General features: G+C 55.2%; 21 protein-coding genes and 1 pseudogene. 2 read left to right on the top strand and 20 right to left on the bottom strand.

Going from position 1 to position 17,461, the window contains the following annotated elements; all coding sequences use genetic code 11:
• Both R6U41_RS08290 and R6U41_RS08285 read right to left on the bottom strand, forming a co-directional pair.
• On the bottom strand, window positions 1-431 hold a 431-nt coding region (locus R6U41_RS08290; protein ID WP_410269365.1), incomplete at its 3' end, for an acyl-CoA dehydrogenase family protein.
• On the bottom strand, window positions 388-552 hold the full coding sequence (locus R6U41_RS08285) for a hypothetical protein (protein ID WP_410269364.1): 165 nt from the start codon (window positions 550-552) through the stop codon (window positions 388-390). The genes R6U41_RS08290 and R6U41_RS08285, both read right to left, overlap by 44 nt.
• 666 nt (window positions 553-1,218) lie before the next feature.
• Between R6U41_RS08285 and R6U41_RS08280 the strand changes: the two genes are divergently transcribed.
• Window positions 1,219-1,884 (top strand): TetR/AcrR family transcriptional regulator, encoded by a 666-nt coding sequence (locus R6U41_RS08280; protein ID WP_410269363.1) that lies wholly within the window; start codon window positions 1,219-1,221, stop codon window positions 1,882-1,884.
• A gap of 21 nt (window positions 1,885-1,905) precedes the next feature.
• Here the strand turns inward: R6U41_RS08280 and R6U41_RS08275 are convergent.
• The 15 genes and pseudogenes from R6U41_RS08275 to R6U41_RS08205 all read right to left on the bottom strand — a co-directional run.
• Window positions 1,906-2,280: pseudogene (locus R6U41_RS08275) on the bottom strand (4-hydroxyphenylacetate 3-hydroxylase C-terminal domain-containing protein); the annotation flags it as partial.
• A gap of 335 nt (window positions 2,281-2,615) precedes the next feature.
• Entirely contained in the window at window positions 2,616-3,386 is a 771-nt protein-coding gene (locus R6U41_RS08270) for a lysophospholipid acyltransferase family protein (protein WP_410269362.1), read from the bottom strand.
• Between the two features lies 1 nt (window position 3,387).
• Window positions 3,388-4,626: a beta-ketoacyl-[acyl-carrier-protein] synthase family protein gene (locus R6U41_RS08265; RefSeq protein WP_410269361.1), complete on the bottom strand. Its 1,239-nt coding sequence runs from the start codon at window positions 4,624-4,626 to the stop codon at window positions 3,388-3,390.
• Window positions 4,626-4,916, bottom strand: coding sequence for an acyl carrier protein (locus R6U41_RS08260; protein ID WP_410269360.1), 291 nt, complete (start codon window positions 4,914-4,916; stop codon window positions 4,626-4,628). The genes R6U41_RS08265 and R6U41_RS08260 overlap by 1 nt, the downstream gene beginning before the upstream one ends.
• 109 nt (window positions 4,917-5,025) lie before the next feature.
• A complete protein-coding gene (locus R6U41_RS08255) occupies window positions 5,026-5,691 on the bottom strand; it encodes a 4'-phosphopantetheinyl transferase superfamily protein (protein WP_410269367.1) in 666 nt (221 codons plus the stop codon).
• The gene (locus R6U41_RS08250) at window positions 5,681-6,421 is read right to left on the bottom strand and encodes a lysophospholipid acyltransferase family protein (RefSeq protein WP_410269359.1); all 741 of its coding nucleotides are present in this window, start codon (window positions 6,419-6,421) and stop codon (window positions 5,681-5,683) included. The genes R6U41_RS08255 and R6U41_RS08250 overlap by 11 nt, the downstream gene beginning before the upstream one ends.
• A gap of 8 nt (window positions 6,422-6,429) precedes the next feature.
• Window positions 6,430-6,696, bottom strand: a complete 267-nt coding sequence (locus R6U41_RS08245; protein ID WP_410269358.1) for a phosphopantetheine-binding protein — start codon at window positions 6,694-6,696, stop codon at window positions 6,430-6,432.
• Between the two features lie 52 nt (window positions 6,697-6,748).
• On the bottom strand, window positions 6,749-8,035 hold the full coding sequence (locus tag R6U41_RS08240) for a beta-ketoacyl-[acyl-carrier-protein] synthase family protein (protein ID WP_410269357.1): 1,287 nt from the start codon (window positions 8,033-8,035) through the stop codon (window positions 6,749-6,751).
• Window positions 8,028-8,501 (bottom strand): 3-hydroxyacyl-ACP dehydratase FabZ family protein, encoded by a 474-nt coding sequence (locus R6U41_RS08235; protein ID WP_410269356.1) that lies wholly within the window; start codon window positions 8,499-8,501, stop codon window positions 8,028-8,030. Before R6U41_RS08235 ends, R6U41_RS08240 begins: the two co-directional genes overlap by 8 nt.
• The gene (locus R6U41_RS08230; RefSeq protein ID WP_410269355.1) at window positions 8,491-9,252 is read right to left on the bottom strand and encodes a 3-oxoacyl-ACP reductase family protein; all 762 of its coding nucleotides are present in this window, start codon (window positions 9,250-9,252) and stop codon (window positions 8,491-8,493) included. The genes R6U41_RS08235 and R6U41_RS08230 overlap by 11 nt, the downstream gene beginning before the upstream one ends.
• 276 nt (window positions 9,253-9,528) lie before the next feature.
• A complete protein-coding gene (gene fabA, locus R6U41_RS08225; RefSeq protein WP_410269354.1) occupies window positions 9,529-10,089 on the bottom strand; it encodes a bifunctional 3-hydroxydecanoyl-ACP dehydratase/trans-2-decenoyl-ACP isomerase in 561 nt (186 codons plus the stop codon).
• Between the two features lie 140 nt (window positions 10,090-10,229).
• Entirely contained in the window at window positions 10,230-11,216 is a 987-nt protein-coding gene (locus R6U41_RS08220) for a ketoacyl-ACP synthase III (RefSeq protein WP_410269353.1), read from the bottom strand.
• Between the two features lie 3 nt (window positions 11,217-11,219).
• The gene (locus tag R6U41_RS08215) at window positions 11,220-12,161 is read right to left on the bottom strand and encodes an SDR family oxidoreductase (RefSeq protein ID WP_410269352.1); all 942 of its coding nucleotides are present in this window, start codon (window positions 12,159-12,161) and stop codon (window positions 11,220-11,222) included.
• Complete coding sequence (locus R6U41_RS08210) at window positions 12,158-13,102, bottom strand: ACP S-malonyltransferase (RefSeq protein WP_410269351.1); 945 nt, start codon at window positions 13,100-13,102, stop codon at window positions 12,158-12,160. Before R6U41_RS08210 ends, R6U41_RS08215 begins: the two co-directional genes overlap by 4 nt.
• Before the next feature lie 284 nt (window positions 13,103-13,386).
• Window positions 13,387-13,752, bottom strand: a complete 366-nt coding sequence (locus tag R6U41_RS08205; RefSeq protein WP_410269350.1) for a hypothetical protein — start codon at window positions 13,750-13,752, stop codon at window positions 13,387-13,389.
• A gap of 141 nt (window positions 13,753-13,893) precedes the next feature.
• Between R6U41_RS08205 and R6U41_RS08200 the strand changes: the two genes are divergently transcribed.
• The gene (locus tag R6U41_RS08200; RefSeq protein WP_410269349.1) at window positions 13,894-15,252 is read left to right on the top strand and encodes an AMP-binding protein; all 1,359 of its coding nucleotides are present in this window, start codon (window positions 13,894-13,896) and stop codon (window positions 15,250-15,252) included.
• Window positions 15,253-15,540: 288 nt separating this feature from the next.
• Here the strand turns inward: R6U41_RS08200 and R6U41_RS08195 are convergent, their stop codons facing one another.
• Genes R6U41_RS08195 through R6U41_RS08185 form a run of 3 tightly spaced genes read right to left on the bottom strand, consistent with a single transcriptional unit; the run spans window position 15,541 to window position 17,461 of the window.
• The gene (locus tag R6U41_RS08195; RefSeq protein WP_410269348.1) at window positions 15,541-16,110 is read right to left on the bottom strand and encodes a glycerol-3-phosphate acyltransferase; all 570 of its coding nucleotides are present in this window, start codon (window positions 16,108-16,110) and stop codon (window positions 15,541-15,543) included.
• On the bottom strand, window positions 16,107-17,003 hold the full coding sequence (locus R6U41_RS08190; protein WP_410269347.1) for a hypothetical protein: 897 nt from the start codon (window positions 17,001-17,003) through the stop codon (window positions 16,107-16,109). Before R6U41_RS08190 ends, R6U41_RS08195 begins: the two co-directional genes overlap by 4 nt.
• Window positions 16,982-17,461: an acyl-CoA thioesterase gene (locus tag R6U41_RS08185; RefSeq protein WP_410269346.1), complete on the bottom strand. Its 480-nt coding sequence runs from the start codon at window positions 17,459-17,461 to the stop codon at window positions 16,982-16,984. The genes R6U41_RS08190 and R6U41_RS08185 overlap by 22 nt, the downstream gene beginning before the upstream one ends.

The following is a 17,461-nucleotide window of genomic DNA, read 5'->3' as shown; positions in this document are numbered from 1 at the left end:
TTTTTCCGGCCCTTTTTCTGCGCCCGGGCAAAGGCATTTTCCAGGTCCCGCACATGGCCGCCCAAGTGGTCATGATCCCGCCGGGCATCAATGAAATTTTCCATCTCTTTGGCAAATGCAGCAAACATGGCCCCGTCGTTGATCCGCATCTTTCGGCCCATCAGGTCAATGGCCTGGATCCCGTTGGTTCCCTCGTAAAGGCTCATGATCTTGGCATCGCGCATATAATGTTCAATGGGGTAACCCCGGCAGTAGCCGTAGCCGCCCAGGCACTGCATGGCGGTTTCACAGACCCGGAAACCCGCATCCGAGCAATAGGCCTTGACAATGGGGGTCATAAAATCGGTAAGGGCCTGGTAATGCTGCCGGCTCTGCTCATCTTGGCCTTCAGCGGCCAGATCGGCCCAAAAGGCGGCGGAAAACCTCGGCAAACTTGGGCGGGCAGCGCACCTGTCCCTTCTCGTAGCGGATGCCCTGCTCCTCGCCGATCTCGTTTAAGGGGGCCACGGCCTTTTTCGCAAACCGGATGGCCTCTGTGACCAGCAGATCCAAAGTTTCTTCGGTTAATGAGCGGTAACGCTCCAGGCTGCAGAGACTGCCGTAGCCGAGCTATTCCTTTAATATGAAAAAGATGTCTTTCTGGTTGATTTTAAAATGCGTCATAACAAATCCTCGGGCAAATCCTTAGATGGGTTAGGCAAATGAAGAAAAATCCGGCGGCCGATGGTTCCCCCCTGTTCCTTGACCTGGTTGGTGACCCCCCAGATGCTGTCTTCCATATCTCCCGTTTCCTCTGTACCGATCCGGTCTTTACCGGATCCGCGCGGCAGCAAGGGCCGCCCTGATCGACGATCCTTCTGCAGTGATTGTATAAGGAGAAAAATTAGCCGAGAAAACCAAGTCTGTCAATATTCTTTTTAAAAAAATCATAGTGGTATTTAAAAAAAACCATGTTTTTTATTATCCAACTAAAAATGGGCCTTGACATTTAAAAATAAATTTTAGTATGTTTGAATTTTGATACGCTCGTAAAAAGTCTGATTTCAGATGGGGCCGTAAAAAGTTCAAGATCAAGGCTTGCGCAATTTCGAAGAATGCAGCGTACTTATCCGTACGTGAAATTATGAGAAATTGCGCGTAACGCAGATATTGGACTTTTTACGGTTCCATCAATTTTAATAAAATGAAAATCGATCAACCCAGTAACCGGAGTGTACAATGACGAACAAAACTCCCAAAAGCAGCCAAAAAAATCTGAAAAACCCCAAAAAAGCCGCCGCCATCTTAAAGGCCGCTGAGTACATCTTTGCCCGGAAGGGGTTTCAGACCGCCACGATTTCCGATATCGCCAAAAAGGCCAAGGCATCGGAAGCCACCATTTATGAATACTTCTCTTCCAAGGAGGAGCTGCTGTTTGCCATTCCTGCGGAAATCATCCAGCAGTACCAGGAAAAAAACCGCGAGATTCTGCCTTACATACACGGTGCCGCAAACAAACTGCGCTTTTTGATCCACCGGCACCTGGCCCTTTACGAGGACAATCCGGATTACGCCAATGTGGTGATGCTGATTTTAAAGGGCAATCCCAATTTTTTAAAAACCGAGGCCTACCGCGTTGTTCAGTCCTCTGCGCGAAACTACATCCAAGTGCTGGAAGAAGGCATCCAGAGCGATGAATTCCGGCCGGACATGGATCCGTATGTGATCCGGGCCATGATCTGGGGCAGCATCGAGCACCTGGTGACCCGCAAAAGCCTGCTGGGCAAACCCGAAAACCTCACAGGTCTGACAGATACGCTTTTTAACACCCTTTTCAACGGCATCCGCGCCACTGCCGAGCAGCCCCCCGTCAACATCAACGTCCACATGACCCGATCCGAATAAAATCCCCGGTCCAAAAGGCCCTTACTCCTCAATGCCGCAGAGGTTTTTGGCCATCTGCTGTTTCTGCTGCATGTTCACCTGGCGGGCGATCATGATCCGCTGGGCCTGGGGCGAGCCCGCCCCGTGCATGGATTCGGTGAGATAGCCCACTGCAGCGATTCCCAAAGTCAGGTTTTCAATAAGCCACAGAATGCGGCGGTGATTTTCAGTTGGCACGTCCGCACTGGCCCCGTAATATTTTTCCAGCCAGTGGGCGGTTTCCGAAGAGGCAAAATCAGCAGCCGACGGCAGGATCACCATAAGCCCGCCGGCCACGGTCTGGGCCAGCCTGGCGATTTCATAGGGAAAGCGGGTCACGTTTTGCTTGGACACATTGGCCAGCAGGGTGTTGACGCTGTAGGTGCCGCTATAGCAAGATCAAGGCTTGCGCAATTTCTAAAAATGCAGCAAACTTATCCGTACGTGAAATTCTGAGAAATTGCGTGTAACGCAGATATTGGACTTCTAAGTCCAAGGGCGGGGTCGGTTTTTGAAGCGACATTGAGCGATTACGGAAAAATTCAGCAAATGCCGAAGCTAAAAAATTTCAAACTGTTTGAGGCCGACAGGCCGAGTTTGTAAATTTTAAGCCAAGGCATTGTCTGAATCCGTAAACGGTCAGGAGCAAAAAAACTGACCCCGGCCGCATGCGAAAACTGTTAAAGCGACTTTTTGCCGGAAACTACGGCAAGTCACGAATCAGAAAGACCGGCTTCCATGATTTCCCGGCTTTTTTGCATCAGCTCCTTTAAGGAAAGCTGCCGGACCTGATCTGCGGGAATGGCTCCAGCCCGGCGGATCGTGATGAGGTTTTCAATGCAGGTGTGAAACAAAAATCTGCCCGGGGCAAACAACCGGTCCGTGCCCGTGACGCAAAGCACTTCCACAGGGACTTCAAACCGGCGGGCGATTTTAAACGCCCCGGGATTGAAGTCGCCCAGAAGGCCGGTTCTGCTTCGGGTGCCTTCGGGAAAAATAAACAACACCCCGCCTTTTTGGAAAAAAGCAGGAAACTGCTGCATGCGGGAGATCAACAGATCCGAAAGCCCGTTGGCGGCATCCGAGGGAATATAGCCAGCCGTGCGGATGACCCGACCGAACACCGGGGTGCGGAAAAAGGCGCTTTTGACGATGGTGCTGTGTTTTTCAAAGGCTGCGGTCAGCAAAACTGGGTCGAGATAGGAGCGGTGATTGGCCACCACCACACAACGGCCAAGATCGGAAAGGCTTTTATCCAGGCGGATTTTCAAACCCGGCACAAAAAAGTGCAGCAACCGGACAAAGCTTCTGAAAAACAGGTGATTGAGCCGCTGAAAAGCCCGGCTCCGGTCTAGGGCAAAACACCACGCCCAGAGATACACAGGTGAGAACAAAAAAAGAAACCCGAAAATGAAATAGCCCCAAAGTACCAGGGTCACCCCGGCGTCCACCATGGGCTTGAAAAATCGGACAAACCGGCTCATATCAGGCCGCAGGGGCTTTTAACACAAGGCTGGTATTGACCCCGCCGAATGCGAAATTCTGCACGGATGCAATATCAATGGCTTTTTCGCTCAATTGTGTGACATGGCCGATTCCGGTACATCTGGAATCAATATTTTCCAGGTGCAGGGTGGGGGCGACAAAACCGTTTTCCATCATGTAAAGGGTCATGATGGTTTCAATCACCCCGCAGGAGGCCATGGTGTGGCCGGTATATCCCTTCAGGCCGGTCACCATGGGCGAGTTTCCGTAAACCTGTTCAATGGCCCGGGCCTCAATGACATCCCCCATTTTGGTTCCCGTGGCATGGGCGCTGATAAAATCCATTGCCTCCGGCCCAATCCCGGCGCTTTCCAAGCCCAGTTGGATGGTCCGGGTGATGCCGTCGAGATTGGGAAAAATCAGATCCCCGCCGTTGTTGTTACAGGAAAACCCAATGACTTCGCCCAGAATCGGGGCGCCCCGTTTTCTAGCGGCTTCGTATTCCTCCAACAGCACCGCGCCTGCGCCTTCGGCCACGACCAGACCGTCGCGGTCGGCGTCAAAGGGGCGGGGGGTTTGTCCGGGCCGGTCATTGTATGCCGTGGAGCAGGCCAGCAGGTTGTCAAATACCGCCACGGTGGTGGTATCATATTCATCGGCACCGCCGCACACCATGGCGTCCTGCATTCCGTATTTCACCATTTCATAGCCGTAGCCGATGGATTGACTGCTTGTGGTGCAGGCAGTGGAGGAACAGATCACCCGGCCGGTGATCTCAAACATTTTGGTGATGTTCACCGCCGTGGTATGAACCATGGACTTCAGGTAATCCACCGCACCGAGGGAGCCGGAAATGGCCTTTTCTTCGTGGTAAAGGGCCTTGTAGATGTGACGCTGCACCGAGGGACTGCCATGGGTGGAGCCGAATGCCACACCCATGCGGCCCGAGGAGACAAACTCCGGACTCAGCCCGGATTGCTCCAGCAGCTGTCCAACCAGGTGGCAGGCATAATAAGACACCGGCCCCATGGTTTTGCGGTATTTTCGTTCAAAGCCGTATTCTATGGGCTCCTGTACGGTGCCAAAAACCCGGCAGTGCAGATAATCGGCCAACAGATCGTCATGGCGCAGGGGCATTATCCCGGAGACCCCGTTTTGGAGGCTGTGGACAATCTTCTGCTTTGAATTGCCGATGGGTGTGATGGCAGATGCTGCGGTGATGACGACTCTTCGATCCATCAGCGGTTGGCCGCCCTTGATACATGGGCACCTGCATCGGGCAGAACCTGCTCTATGTAATCGCAGATACCGTTTATGGTCCGAATATAGGACAAGGCTTCCTTTTTGGTTTCTTGGTCCATTTCCACCTGAAAAAGCTTCTCGATTTCCATGAGCAATTCAATGGCGTCAATGCTGTCAAAACCGTGGACTTCCCGCAGATCCTCATCCGGACCCGGGTCCTCGATTTCAAACTGCTCCCGGAAAATTCTGTATATTTCGGCCTCAATGTCCTGTCGGGTACTGCTCATAAGGATATCTGCCCAATTGTTTGAAAAACACCCGCACAAGACCGCAAACGGCCCTGCCCGGATTTAGATTTTTGTGAAAATTTATTTGTAAAAAATACGGTGTAAATAGTCAAGAACACATTGCAGCAGATCCGGACTGCAGGGGCGCAAGAAAGGCAAAAGCCGCAAACCGGCCATGATGGCTGAGGCTGACGGGAATTTTTTCCTCGATCCCGTTGATTTTGACAACAGGCGGGGCTGAGCGTTGCGAAACCCGGGTACGCTCAATGCTTACCAAGCCATGGGGCAGGCCTGTATGCAGGCAAATGGCTGCGGCTGCAGCGATGCGGGCAGCGGCGGAAAGTTGTTTTGCTGAAGGCTGTATTTCCGGATGGGCATCGGCACAGGGTTCGAGCACATCCGCTGTCAGGTCTTGCCATAACCCCGCAGAATCGATTAACCCCAGGCAATGGACCCGGTTTTCATCCCAATGGAGACGCACACGCACGGGTCCTTCAGGGGTGCTGACCGTGCCGGCGCAATCCCGGGGCAGGCCCGGTTGGTCAAAAACCATCTCGTAGCGGCCGGGCCATGCGGAACTATCAGGAAAAATTCTGGACACAGCCTTGTAGGCGGCCTCCTTGGCGGCCCACATCGCCCACAGACAGGCGTCAGGGTATTGGCTTTCTGCAAGCCGGTTTTGCTCGGATGCCGTGAACACGCGGCGGACAAAGCGCCTGTCCCGGCTTTTTCCGCATGCGCCGTCTGTCCTCAGATCCACCACATCATTTCCCACGGCGCGCAAAATACCGCTTCTCCATTTCAGCAAGATGCCCGATGATCTGTCCGGCACAATCCCTGTGGGCCCGCAGCCCTCTGAGTTTGGTTTCCGGGCTGCACGGCTCCACCATGACGGTAAAGGTTTCCCCATACCTTGGAAAGTCGCTGTAGGTATCCTGGCCGTCGCCGCGCAGATACATGCACAGCACCCGGACCTCAGACATCTGGCACATCCACCGGCCCACGTTATAGGTATAATCCCGGGTGTTTACCCGCCCGGTCCGCGAACGGGTGCCTTCGGGGAAAATCATCAGGTTCTGGCCCTTTTGAAGGATTTTCACACATTTTTCCAGGCTCTGTTTGACCTCCTCCCGGTCGCCGCCCCGGACCACCGGAATGCACTTGGTGAGATAGCAAAATGCCCCCACCAGCCGGTTGCGGTTGAAATTCATGTATTCCGGCATATTCCAGGGCACCAGGTGGAAACCTGTCATGTACCGCCAGCTGGGAAACATGGCATAGGCCAGGATAAAGGAATCAATCAGGGTCAGATGATTGGCGCAGATCAGCCATGGCCCCCTGTGCTGGCGCATCAGGTCCCGAATCCGACGGCGAACTGCGGCCAGATCCCGGATCCGCCAGCCGGCAAGGCGGATAGCCAGGACGATGAGGGGCGCGGTGAGCCACACGGCAAACCGGCCCAGTGTCTCCTGGGTGTTTAAGGAGCGTTTTATCCGGTCGTTCATGGGAGAAATTATTCAGCGCCCTGGTCTGCGCCCACCCGGCCTGCGATATAATTGACCGCATCGCCGATTGAGCGGATGTTGTCTGCGTCATCATCATCGATTTCAATGTCAAAGGTGTCTTCAAACTGGATGATGATATCGACAAGCCGGGCGGAATTGACTTTGAGATCATCGAGAATGGAGGTTTCCATGCTCACGTTTGCCAGTTTTGATTCATCTTTGACATAGTCTTTGATAATGGCCACCACATCGTTGAAAATCTGTTGTTTATCCATTTTTGTTTCCTCCGTATTTTTGATAATTTCGTAAAAGCTTTTTACGATGCTGTCATGTTGCATTGTTTTCCCATTTTTGCAGAATCAGACAGGAATTGACATCCCCGAATCCGAAACAGGCCTTGGCAATGGTTTTGAGTTCTGGCATTTCCATGCACCCGGTGACAAACCGGTCGGCAAAGGATGCAATCTCCGGGTGCGGATCCTCGCAGTTTATCGACGGGTGCAGAAATCCCCGGTCAAGCTCCAGCACGGTCGCCACGGTCTCAATGGCCCCTGCGGCCCCCAGGCAGTGGCCGATCATGGACTTGGTGGAATTAATCCACGGAAAATCCTCCGCCTGCAGGTCCAGGGCGGCTGACCAGTTTTTCACCTCATGGGGATCGGCAAACGTGGCGGTGAGATGGCCGTTGATGGCATCGATCTGCTCCGGGCCGACTCCGGCATCCTTCATGGCTCCGCGGATACAGCGCTGAACCCCTTCGGGATTGGGTGCGGTCATGGAACCCCCGTTTCGGTGACCGCCGGAATTGGCCATAACGCCCTTGACCTCGGCATAAATCCGAGCACCCCGGGCCAGAGCGGTTTCCAGGTCTTCGAGCACCAGGGCCGCAGCCCCGGCGCCCGGCACAAACCCGCATGCGGACGCGCTCATGGGCCGGGAGCCTTTTTCAGGATCATCGTTGAATTTCCTGGCCAAAACGCGCATGGAATCAAAGCCGCTCCAGGTGTAGGGCGAAGCGCCTTCAGCGCCGCCGGCCACCATTCGTTTGGCAAGCCCGGCACGGATTTTCCATACCGCCTCCGCCACGGCCTCCGACCCCGTGCTGCAGGCCGATGAATTGGAGGTCACCTGGTTTCCCAAGGCCAGCAGTCCGCCGATACGCGCGCTTGTGCCGCTGCCCATGACCCTTTCCACCACCCGGGTGCCCAGTCTTTTGACTCTTCCTTCATTGACCGTGGGTACCACTTCTGTTGCAATCACTTCCATGTCCGATATGCCGCAGCCAAACACCGTGCCCGAATCCCAGTCCGGGGGATCTTCGTCTCCGGGAATCGGAAAACCGGCATCTTTCCAGGCATCCATGGCCGATACAGCCGCATACCGGATGGTTTCGCTCAAAAACGACTGCTGCCTGAAATTTTCAAAATACTGGCTGCAGGCCTCGTCAAAACCTTCGGGCACGGCGCCGATGCGGCATCCGAACTTCAGCTCTTCAAGCCGGGGTATAAAACGAATCCCGGAGGCCCCCCGGCGCAGGCCGGTTTCAAAATTGTCCAATCCTATGCCGTTGGGGCTGACAACGCCCATTCCCGTAACCACAACCCTGTTATGCATCGAGTTTCACTCCTGTTCCCATCAGCACGCCCGTACAAACGCTCTGCCCGTTTTGCCGTTCACTGCTGACCTTTGTTTTAATGCTGCCCCTGCGAAAATAAATCTTTTCTCCAACCACCGTCACTTTTTCCCCGGGTGCCACCATGCCGGTAAACTCCACGGATTCGGCAAATGTAAAAAGCGTCTTTAACTCCCGGATCTCGGATACCGACCGGTTCTGGTGCAGCAAAATGGCAATCCCCAGGGCCACGACCCCGGCCTGGGCCATGGTCTCAATCAGAATCACCCCCGGGGTAACCGGATGGCCGGGGAAATGGCCTTCATAAAAAAACTCATCGTCCCGGAACCTGTAGACGGCCCTGATGTGCTTGTCATCGACTTCCAGAATATCGTCGATAAAACGAAAGGGTCGCTGCTGGGGAATCAGATCCAGGATCTGTTTGATCATCCGCGCATCAGCCGCCATACATGCCTCCGTTGACATGGACCACGCTGCCCTGGATATAGGATGCGCCCGTGGCCAGAAACCCCACCACCTCGGCGACTTCCTCAGGACGGCCCATCCGGCCCAGGGGCACTGCCGAAAGGATCTGCCCACGAATGTCTTCGGGCAGGGCTTCTGTCATGTCCGTGTCAATAAAACCCGGGGCAACGGAATTGACCAGGATATTTTTCCCGGCCAGTTCCTTGGCAAGGGATTTGGTCATGGCATCCGTGGCCGCCTTTTCCATGGTGTAGGGAATCTGGCCGGCGTTTCCGGTGTGACCCACAACGCTGGAAATATTGATGATCCTGCCGGATGCGCGCCGGAACATAAACACCCGCAGCACTCGCTTGGTCAGGTACCAGGCCCCGCGCCCGACGCTTCGCTGGACGTCAAAATCATCGAGCTTCATGGTCAGGATCATGTCATTCAGGGTAAAACCCGCGTTGTTGACCAGCACGTCCACACGGCCGGCCTGTTTTTTGATCTCATTGACCATGGCATCGATCTGTTCGGCGGATGCCAGATCCGCCTGAAGCAGAAAACCGCTGCCGTCCCTGTCCTGGAGTTCTGCCAGCAGCTTTTGGGCGGGTTCGGCGCTTTTGCGGAAATGAATGGCTACGCAAAAACCCTTGTCGCAAAGCGCCTGGCAGCAGGCCGCACCAATGCCCCCGGCCCCGCCGGTAACCAGAGCCACGGGCTTGTCTGCGCATGTCTTTTCTGTATCGGTCATATATACCTCGATTAAAAAAGTTTTAAGTTTTAAGTGTTGATGGCACCGTAAAAGTCCAATATCTGCGTTACGCGCGATTCCTCAGAATTTCACGTACGGCTAACTACTCTGCATTCTTCGCAATCGCACAAGCCTTGATCTTGAACTTTCTACGGCACCATCTGAAAACCGACTTTTTACGAGTGGGTCAAGTGTTAAGTTTTAAAAAAAACCAGATAATTAAGACTTGAAACGGAATACTTAACACTTAAAACTTAAAACTTAAAACTTTATTTCCTATTCAATTCTCGGATAATTGCTGTCAGCGATGTTTTTAAAAATCCCGGCCCGGGCTTTTTTCACCGTGGCAACCGGAGTGTTGTCGGCAAGGATACGGGCGTTTGCCATCACAATGGCAGACTCGTTGCTTTTCATCTCCCTGAACCGGAGCACCTCGATTTCAAAGCGCACCACCTCGTTATACGGACGGATCTGACCGTTAAACACCACTTCCTCGCATCCCAGAGCCCTGCCCGCGCCCAATGCCCCGCGCCACACCCCGTAGAAGCCAAGCAGCTGCCAGACCGCATCCACGCCCAGGCATCCCGGCTGTACCGGATCACCCGGAAAATGGCACTGAAAATACCAGGCGTCCAGGCGGATGTCCTGTTCAGCCGTGATCACGCCCTTGTTGCCGTTGGCCTCAAGACATACGATCCGATCGATCATCAAAAAGGGCGGCGCCGGCAGCCGGGCGTCAAAATCCGGCGGCGGGTCGCTGACCAGGCGGCCGTAGGAAAAGGCGATGAGCTGGGCCAGATCAAATTGCTCCTGCTGTAAAAACTCCTGGTATCGCATATGTTATTCCGAATCTTTGATGGCGCCGTAAAAAGTTCAAGATCAAGGCTTGTGCGATTGCGAAGAATGCAGCGTAGTTAGCCGTACGTGAAATTCTGAGGAATCGCGCGTAACGCAGATATTGGACTTTTACGGCGCCATCAATCGTTGATTTTAAGCAAACCGTGACCCCAGGTCAGACCGGATCCCACCACTGCCACGGCAACATGATCGCCCGGCTGCAGCTGCTCCCAGTTCTGGCTGAGCACAGCCGGGGCACTTGAGCACCCGGTATTTCCGTATTCGACAACGTTGTGCAGATTCCGGGCGTCATCAATTCCGCACCTGCGGCAAACGGTTTGAAGCATCATCAGGTTGGCCTGATGACCCACAAACCGGAACTGGTCCCGTTTTTGCCAATACTCGTCCTGAAGCCGGCGCACGCCTTCTGTGGCCTTGCGGATGGCAAAGCGCTGAACCTGGCTGCCGTCCTGCCGGAAATGGCCGCCGCTGGGAATCTGCACCCTGTCCCAAGAGGCCGGATCAGATCCGTACTCCAAAGATTCAAAGCGAAAACAAGACGAGTGCCGGGCCGAAACCACGGCCGCGCTGGTACCGTCGCCAAACAAAGGCGCCACCCGCCGGTCAGAGTAATCCACCACGTGGGTGTAGTTTTCCGGATTGACCACCAGGATAAAACCCGGGGCCTTTTCCGGGACCATGACATCAAGAAAGGCTAGCTGCACCAGAAAAGTGGAGCAGGCCGCGTTCATGTCCATGCAAGGGGCCTGGATGCCCAGTTCTGCGGCAATCACAGAGGCTTCTGCGGGAATGGTGTATCTCGGCGTGGAGGTCCCGGAAATCACCATGCCGATATCTTCGGTGCTGATTCCCGCCCGGTCAAGGGCCATGCGGGCTGCTGCCGCCCCGGCCCCGGACCGGGTATACAGGCTTGCCTCGGTTGCGGCCCTGGGATCACGGTTTTTGGTGTGCCGGATATAATCCAGCGGCAAGGAGGTGCGGCGGGCGACAATGCCCACGCGTTCCAGAATCCACTGCTCATCGCTGCCGATATCCAGATCCCTTAAAAACTGATTGTCAATGACATTGTCCGGGTAAAAATGGCCCAGGCCGTGCAGGTAAAGCATTGGCTATCCGACCCTCTCCCCGCCGTCCGCGCAGATAAGGGCCCCATTGATCCATGCGGCCTCGTCTTTGCACAACAGATAAATTACATCCGCCACGTCCTCTGGGGTGGTCAGGCGGCCGAAGGGATTGCGCAAAACAGCCTGGGCGCGGATCCGGTCGCTTCCGGGAATGGCCCGGAGCGCCGGGGTGTCGGTGATACCGGCCTGGATGATATTGGAACGGATCCCGCTGGCCGCAAATTCCACAGCCATGGCACGGCTGACGGATTCAAGCACAGCCTTGGCCGCGGAAATGGCCGCATAGCCCTTCCAGGCCACGGTGTTTCCCTCGCTTGTGAGGCCAAGCACCCGGGCATCTTTTGCAAAAAAATTTCTAGCCAGGATATCCTGGACCCATTCCACAATATTGTATCCCATGGCCTGGAGAGTGCGGTTGAAATCCTCTGCCCCGAGAAACTGGCGGTTGCTGTAATCCCCTTTGTCATCCACCAGGGGATAGACGGCATTGTAGCCTTGTGCAAAGGCGCTTTGCACAATCTCGTCCATGCGCCCGGCAGACACTCCCGCCTCATTGGCCAGCAGATTCCGGGTCTGGCCCGGCACAGGCGAACCCGGATAGGGACCGAGCAGCTTGAGGTTGCCGAAGGCCACGCTGTGGAGCACAAGACGGATGCGGCCCTGATCGGCCAGAGAATCGGAAAGCTCGTCGAGAACCCGGGTCCGTCCCTCATCAGAGAGCCCGTCAAGATTGGAAGCCAGCAGATTCACACCGGTCTTGCGCAATTTGTCAAATTCCGGCTCGATTTTCTTCATTGCGCTGCGCCGGTCCCGGTGCACAATACAGAGATTCATTCCATGGGCGGCCAGTTTTTTGGCCGCAGCCAAGCCAAAGCCGCTGGAGCCGCCGATAATGACCGCCCAATAGTTGCTGTCAAATGCCATCATGCACTAAATTCCCTTTTTGCTGCCGAAAGACTGGTAATGGATTTGCACTGGATATCCAAGCTCCGGAAAAAATTCTTCAGCGGACGATTCGGCCCGATCTCGTAAATCTGCCGGGATTTGGCCGCAAGAGCCTGCATGTTGTCACGCCATTTCACCGATCCGCTCAACTGGGCCACCAATGCCTCAATGACCCGGTCGGATGTGGCGGCATGAAACAAGCCCGTGTAATTGGAAGTCACCCGTGCAGCGTTTTTGGAGTTCATCCTTGCGGAAACGGCGGCCAGCACCTCCCGGAAGGCTTCCTTGATGGCGTTCATGAAACGGCTGTGAAAGGGCGCGCTGACGTTTAAGGGCACAAAACGCATTTCGTCCTGATTTTCCATGGACCCGCTGATGCGCTCTTTTGCCTTGTCCATACTGCCGGCATGGCCGCTGATCACCACCTGGTCGGTGGAATTGATATTGGCCACATCCATGGGAAGATCTTCGAGCATTTTGCGAATTTTTTCAATATCAATGTTTTTGGCAATCACTGCCGCCATGGCCCCGATTCCGGGGGGCGTAGCCTCCTGCATCAGGTGGCCGCGGGTTTCCACAGTTTTCAGGGCGTCTGCAAAGGGCATGGCGCTGGCGGCCACCAGGGCCGTGTATTCCCCCAGGCTGTGACCGCCGAAATAATCCGGGTAAAAACCATAAAGTTCCTGCAGTCCCCGCAACATCGCGATCTCGGTTGCCAGGATGGAAGGCTGTGCGTACTCGGTGAGATTGATTTTTTCATTTTCCCCGAAGCACATGGCGCCAACGTCCCATCCCAGCACGTCAGATGCTTCCTCGTAAGTAAGGCGGCTGGCAGAAACATTATCATAAAAATCCTTGCCCATGCCCGGCCGCTGGGTGCCCTGCCCCGGAAAAACCACTGCTGTTTTTGTATTGCTGCTCATTTTACCCTCCATATGCGAACCGCTTGAATAATCGTTAACTGGTTGCGTCTTGTCCGCCATAGTGCATACAAAAAGCATGCCGGAACACCAAAATTGAGCTTAACATTTTGATTTTTAAAAATAAAATCATTACAGACCTCCAAGGACAACCGCGCACCAAAGCCGTTCAATTAAACATCCCGTGTACAAGCCGGGTACACGGGATGTCGGTCACAAACTAAAACCAAATAAAAACAGCAGATTAAAAGAATATTAAAAAGACGGGAGCCGGCAAATCAGCAAATTTAGTCCGGAAGACAGTCAGGCGCGTGTTTTTCAACAAAGAGGCGCACGGCCCATTTCAAAAAAGCCCTGGAGTGTTCCTTGCCGGCCAGGTATGCGCCGAACATGCACAGAAAATGGGTCATGGTCCATACCACAGGGGCGCCGACAACCACCCACAGGGGCTGGCGCACGTAGGCGGCAAAACCCCCCAGGGCGCTGATAACCGGCCAACACAGCACATAACTGGCACCAATCAGAACCAAGCCGGCAATGACCCGGGGAGTGGGTTTTTGCCGGAAAATATCCAGATCGGCGTTTTCCCTCACTGCGTGGCGGACAAAGCGCGTTTTGATCAATTGTACGGCCAGCATTCTGGAAAGGTCCACAACCGCCTCCCTATGGGGTTCAATGATTCCGGAAATAACCGCTTGCAAGTCAAAATGCAATATATTATATCAAATTCTCTTGCAAGGGTTGATTTTCATCCGATTTTAGTTTTGTTCACCCGTTTATTGATCCGAAAAGACATGATGCCGGTTTTACCACTTCTGAAAAATGTGGCTGCAGGCCCGGCCCGGCCCGATGATGACTTCGTACCTGGCAGGTGCACCTACAAAGACATCTATGCAATGGCTGCCGGGTTTCAGCACCGGGTGTTTGCCAAAGACCGACCGGTCAGCCTGTGTCTGTGCACAACCGACCGCGGGAAAATGGCCGCGGCCCTGCTTGCCGCCCTTACCCGCCCGGCGACCCTGATTTTGCCCTATTCATTTGAAAAATCCGTGATCGCCCGGATCCGGCAGGAGCACGGTTTTTCAAAGGCCATCACAGATGCCCCGGCGGATCTGCCCCCGGGGGTTGCGGCGGTGAACACTGCACCGTCTTCAGTCGGACATTCGGCTTTTGACGCGTCTTTGATCCGGGATCCCAGGGAGGTCTTTGTCAAGCTTTTTACCGGCGGCTCCACAGCAACCCCCCGCACCTGGAGCAAAACCATCGGCAACCTGTTTTTTGAAGCCATTTATCACGCACAAAAAATGCAGGTGTCAGCAAAGGACCGGTTTGTGGCCACGGTTCCGCCGGGCCACATCTACGGCCTGCTGTTTTCCGTGCTCACCCCGCTGGTGGCGAGGGCCGGGGTCATTGAGGGGATACCGACCTACCCCCATGAAATCCAGACCGCCATAGAAAAACACCGGGCCACATACCTTGTAAGCATCCCGCTTCATTACAGGATGGCCGCAGGCATGAATCTGCCGGCTTCGACCCTGGCGGTCGCCCTTTGCTCCGCGGCCCGGCTGGAGCCTGAAGACAGCCGGGTCTTTTATGAAAAAACGGGCCTTGGCATCACGGAAATTTACGGCTCCACCGAGACCGGCGGCATCGCCGCCCGGGTGTGCACAAGCGCCCAGCCGCATTTTACGCCCTTTGACTGCATTCAATGGAAACAAACAGACGGTCGTCTGGCTATCTGCTCGAATTTCATATCCCCGGAGCTTCCCGTGGATGCAGACGGTTTTTTTGTCACCAGCGACCGCATCCGCGTGGTGGGGCCCAATGCATTTTCCCTGGAGGGCCGGGCCGACCGGATTGTCAAGGTGGGGGGAAAGCGGGTGGATTTGGATGAAATCCGGGCGATCCTGCTGGAGATGCCGGAAGTATCGGATGCAGCTGTATTGAGCGTGGCCGATAGCGGCAGCCGGGGAAACGAAATCCGCGCCCTTGCCGCCGCACAGGCCTCTGCAGCCCAAATCCGCCGTCACCTAGCAGACCGCCTGCCCGGCCATGCCCTGCCCAGAAAAATCCGGCTCACCGACCAGATCCCGGTATCGCCGGCCGGCAAATACGACAGCACCCAAATCCGCAAGCTCCTGGACGCAAAATAGCTTTTTAGCCTTTGTCAATGAAACCCGGGTACATGAAGAAACCACAGGGTCATCCCAATTGAAAGCGCAGGAACTTTGCTTTTTTTGGCCGCAAATTTTTGCACAGGGCTTTCCATGATGCCGGCCCGGGGGCGGTTTGCGAATCGCATTGAGCGCGCAAGCGGTCAGCAGGGAGCAAACCGCCACCGGGCCGGCATCATGCGAAAATCATAAAATCATAAGAGATTGGTTGCTTTTACCACGCCCGGAAATTATACCACGTCCCGAAACCGCCCAATCCATTTCCTGCTACCGGCCCCTGCCCGCCAGCTCAGCTATGTTGCTGCGGTGATTGAAAACGATAAACGCAATGGTGGCAAGGACCCCCAAAACAGCCGAAGCTGTATGCATCCACTTGTACATGGTGGCCCCGCCAAGTACGGCTACCATGCAAAAAGAGGCAATAAAGGGCATCCGGAACGCAAAAAAGCCTGCGGCCCAGGCCAGGGCCGAAGCCAGGGCCCCCCAGGGCACGATCACTGCTGAAAACCCCAGATAATTGGCCACACCCTTGCCGCCCCGGAACTGATGAAAACAGGGATACCGGTTTCCTGCAACAAGGGCCAGCCCGGTCCAGGCAGCACCTGCGGGATCCAGAAGATACAGGGCCAGCGCGGCCACGGCCGCAGCCCGGCCCATGTCCAGGCCCAGCACCAGGGCGGCTGCAGCTGCGCCGGCCTGGCGATAAACATTGGTGGCTCCGGGATTGCCGCTGTATAGGGCCCTGGGATCACCCCGCCCGGTGGTCCGAAAAAAAACAATGGAAAAATTGACGGAACCCAGCAAATAAGCCATTGCTGCAACAACAAAAAACATCATCGCCCGTTGCCCCTACAATTTCGGTTTTCAGCGCAAATCCAGGCAGGCGGTTTTCTGCGGCCGGCAAACACATCGCACATGTGCAGGCCCCGGACGTATTCACAGACACGGCCGTCTGCGGCAAAAATCCACACATCAAAATCCTGGCTGCCCATGGCACCAAATTCGGATCCGGATCCGGATCCGGCCGCCGCCAGGGCCGTATACCGACCCCCGGCGACTGCGGGCCGGGTTACCGCCCGGTAATCAAAGCCCACCGGAAACCCCACAAACCCCCTGTACCGCTGTGTCCACACGCAGGCCGCGTGAAATGCCGCATCCAGAACAAACACCGAGCCCAGGGGACCGCCGGGCTCCGGCAGTGGCGGGGCACTGATCGGCGCTGTCACACCGCAGGCTTCCAAGTGCAGGTCTCCGGAAATATTGTGATAAGCCGGGCCAAAGGGCACCAGTTCACGGTAAACCTCCTCTGCACACACACGAAAAACCGGATCCCCGGTTTGAGCCGCCGGCGCATCAGGGATGGCCGCAGCTTTGTGATCCGGGAAAAAACAGAGCCGGGCATGCTCCCTTGTGCGGGTGATACCTGATGCGGGCATTTTCTGCCGGGTCATGAGCCGGGCGGCCAGGCTTTGGCCGTCTGCGGGCGCAAGCTTCAGAATAGCATCTATCTCGCCCTGCCCTTGCGCAATTTCCAGAAACTTGGCAAACGCGGCCTGCCCCATGATCCGCCCGGAAATGTTTTTCCCGGCAGCTGCTGCTGCCAGCTGCTGCATTGACTCCACTGCCGGATACAGGGCCCTGCCTTCAAAGGCGTGATCCTGCAGATACTCAGGCAGAACGATTTTTTGCGCCACGGGCGAAAGGGTTTTTATTTCGGAAAGATTTCCCATAATTTTTGTGTTTTTTCATCAATGCCCACGGGCCTGCCCGCGGAATTCAGGGCGCAGTGCTCGGTAAATCCGGTACAGACAATTTCGCCGGTTTGGCCGTGGATGATGACATAGTCAAAGCTCAGCTTCACCTTGCCCAGGTTTCCGGGCCGGGTGTGCACCCACATGGCATCATCATAATAAAGCGGGCTGTAGTACTTGATTCCCAGCTCGATGATGGGATAAACATATCCGCTGGCCTCGATATCCACGTACGGATAGGCAAGCTCCCGCATGAGCGAAGCCCGGCCGAACTCGAAGTAGCGCAGGTAATTGGCGTGATACACAACCGCAGAGCGGTCCGTGTCCGCATACAGGGTCCGGTTTTCGCACCTGTGCCAGATGCAGCCGTCGTGCCGGTTTTTCACAAAACGCGGATCCCCGTTGTATATTTCCGGATGAAACGGTTTGGGGCGCAT

The organism is Desulfosalsimonas sp. (assembly GCF_046483245.1).
Taxonomy (GTDB): Bacteria; Desulfobacterota; Desulfobacteria; order Desulfobacterales; family Desulfosalsimonadaceae; genus Desulfosalsimonas.
The sequence above is the reverse complement of the archived record's forward strand: the minus strand, read 5'-3'. Positions and strand labels throughout refer to the sequence as shown.

Excerpts from the sequence above, each read along its gene's own strand:
- R6U41_RS08280 (WP_410269363.1), top strand. The coding sequence starts at position 1,219 with ATGACGAACAAAACTCCCAAAAGCAGCCAAAAAAATCTGAAAAACCCC.
- R6U41_RS08260 (WP_410269360.1), bottom strand. The coding sequence starts at position 4,916 with ATGAGCAGTACCCGACAGGACATTGAGGCCGAAATATACAGAATTTTC.
- R6U41_RS08215 (WP_410269352.1), bottom strand. The coding sequence starts at position 12,161 with ATGATGGCATTTGACAGCAACTATTGGGCGGTCATTATCGGCGGCTCC.
- R6U41_RS08220 (WP_410269353.1), bottom strand. The coding sequence starts at position 11,216 with ATGCTTTACCTGCACGGCCTGGGCCATTTTTACCCGGACAATGTCATT.
- R6U41_RS08265 (WP_410269361.1), bottom strand. The coding sequence starts at position 4,626 with ATGGATCGAAGAGTCGTCATCACCGCAGCATCTGCCATCACACCCATC.
- R6U41_RS08270 (WP_410269362.1), bottom strand. The coding sequence starts at position 3,386 with ATGAGCCGGTTTGTCCGATTTTTCAAGCCCATGGTGGACGCCGGGGTG.
- R6U41_RS08245 (WP_410269358.1), bottom strand. The coding sequence starts at position 6,696 with ATGGATAAACAACAGATTTTCAACGATGTGGTGGCCATTATCAAAGAC.
- R6U41_RS08200 (WP_410269349.1), top strand. The coding sequence starts at position 13,894 with ATGATGCCGGTTTTACCACTTCTGAAAAATGTGGCTGCAGGCCCGGCC.
- R6U41_RS08185 (WP_410269346.1), bottom strand. The coding sequence starts at position 17,461 with ATGCGCCCCAAACCGTTTCATCCGGAAATATACAACGGGGATCCGCGT.
- R6U41_RS08250 (WP_410269359.1), bottom strand. The coding sequence starts at position 6,421 with ATGAACGACCGGATAAAACGCTCCTTAAACACCCAGGAGACACTGGGC.
- R6U41_RS08190 (WP_410269347.1), bottom strand. The coding sequence starts at position 17,003 with ATGGGAAATCTTTCCGAAATAAAAACCCTTTCGCCCGTGGCGCAAAAA.
- fabA (WP_410269354.1), bottom strand. The coding sequence starts at position 10,089 with ATGCGATACCAGGAGTTTTTACAGCAGGAGCAATTTGATCTGGCCCAG.
- R6U41_RS08230 (WP_410269355.1), bottom strand. The coding sequence starts at position 9,252 with ATGACCGATACAGAAAAGACATGCGCAGACAAGCCCGTGGCTCTGGTT.
- R6U41_RS08240 (WP_410269357.1), bottom strand. The coding sequence starts at position 8,035 with ATGCATAACAGGGTTGTGGTTACGGGAATGGGCGTTGTCAGCCCCAAC.
- R6U41_RS08210 (WP_410269351.1), bottom strand. The coding sequence starts at position 13,102 with ATGAGCAGCAATACAAAAACAGCAGTGGTTTTTCCGGGGCAGGGCACC.
- R6U41_RS08235 (WP_410269356.1), bottom strand. The coding sequence starts at position 8,501 with ATGGCGGCTGATGCGCGGATGATCAAACAGATCCTGGATCTGATTCCC.
- R6U41_RS08195 (WP_410269348.1), bottom strand. The coding sequence starts at position 16,110 with ATGATGTTTTTTGTTGTTGCAGCAATGGCTTATTTGCTGGGTTCCGTC.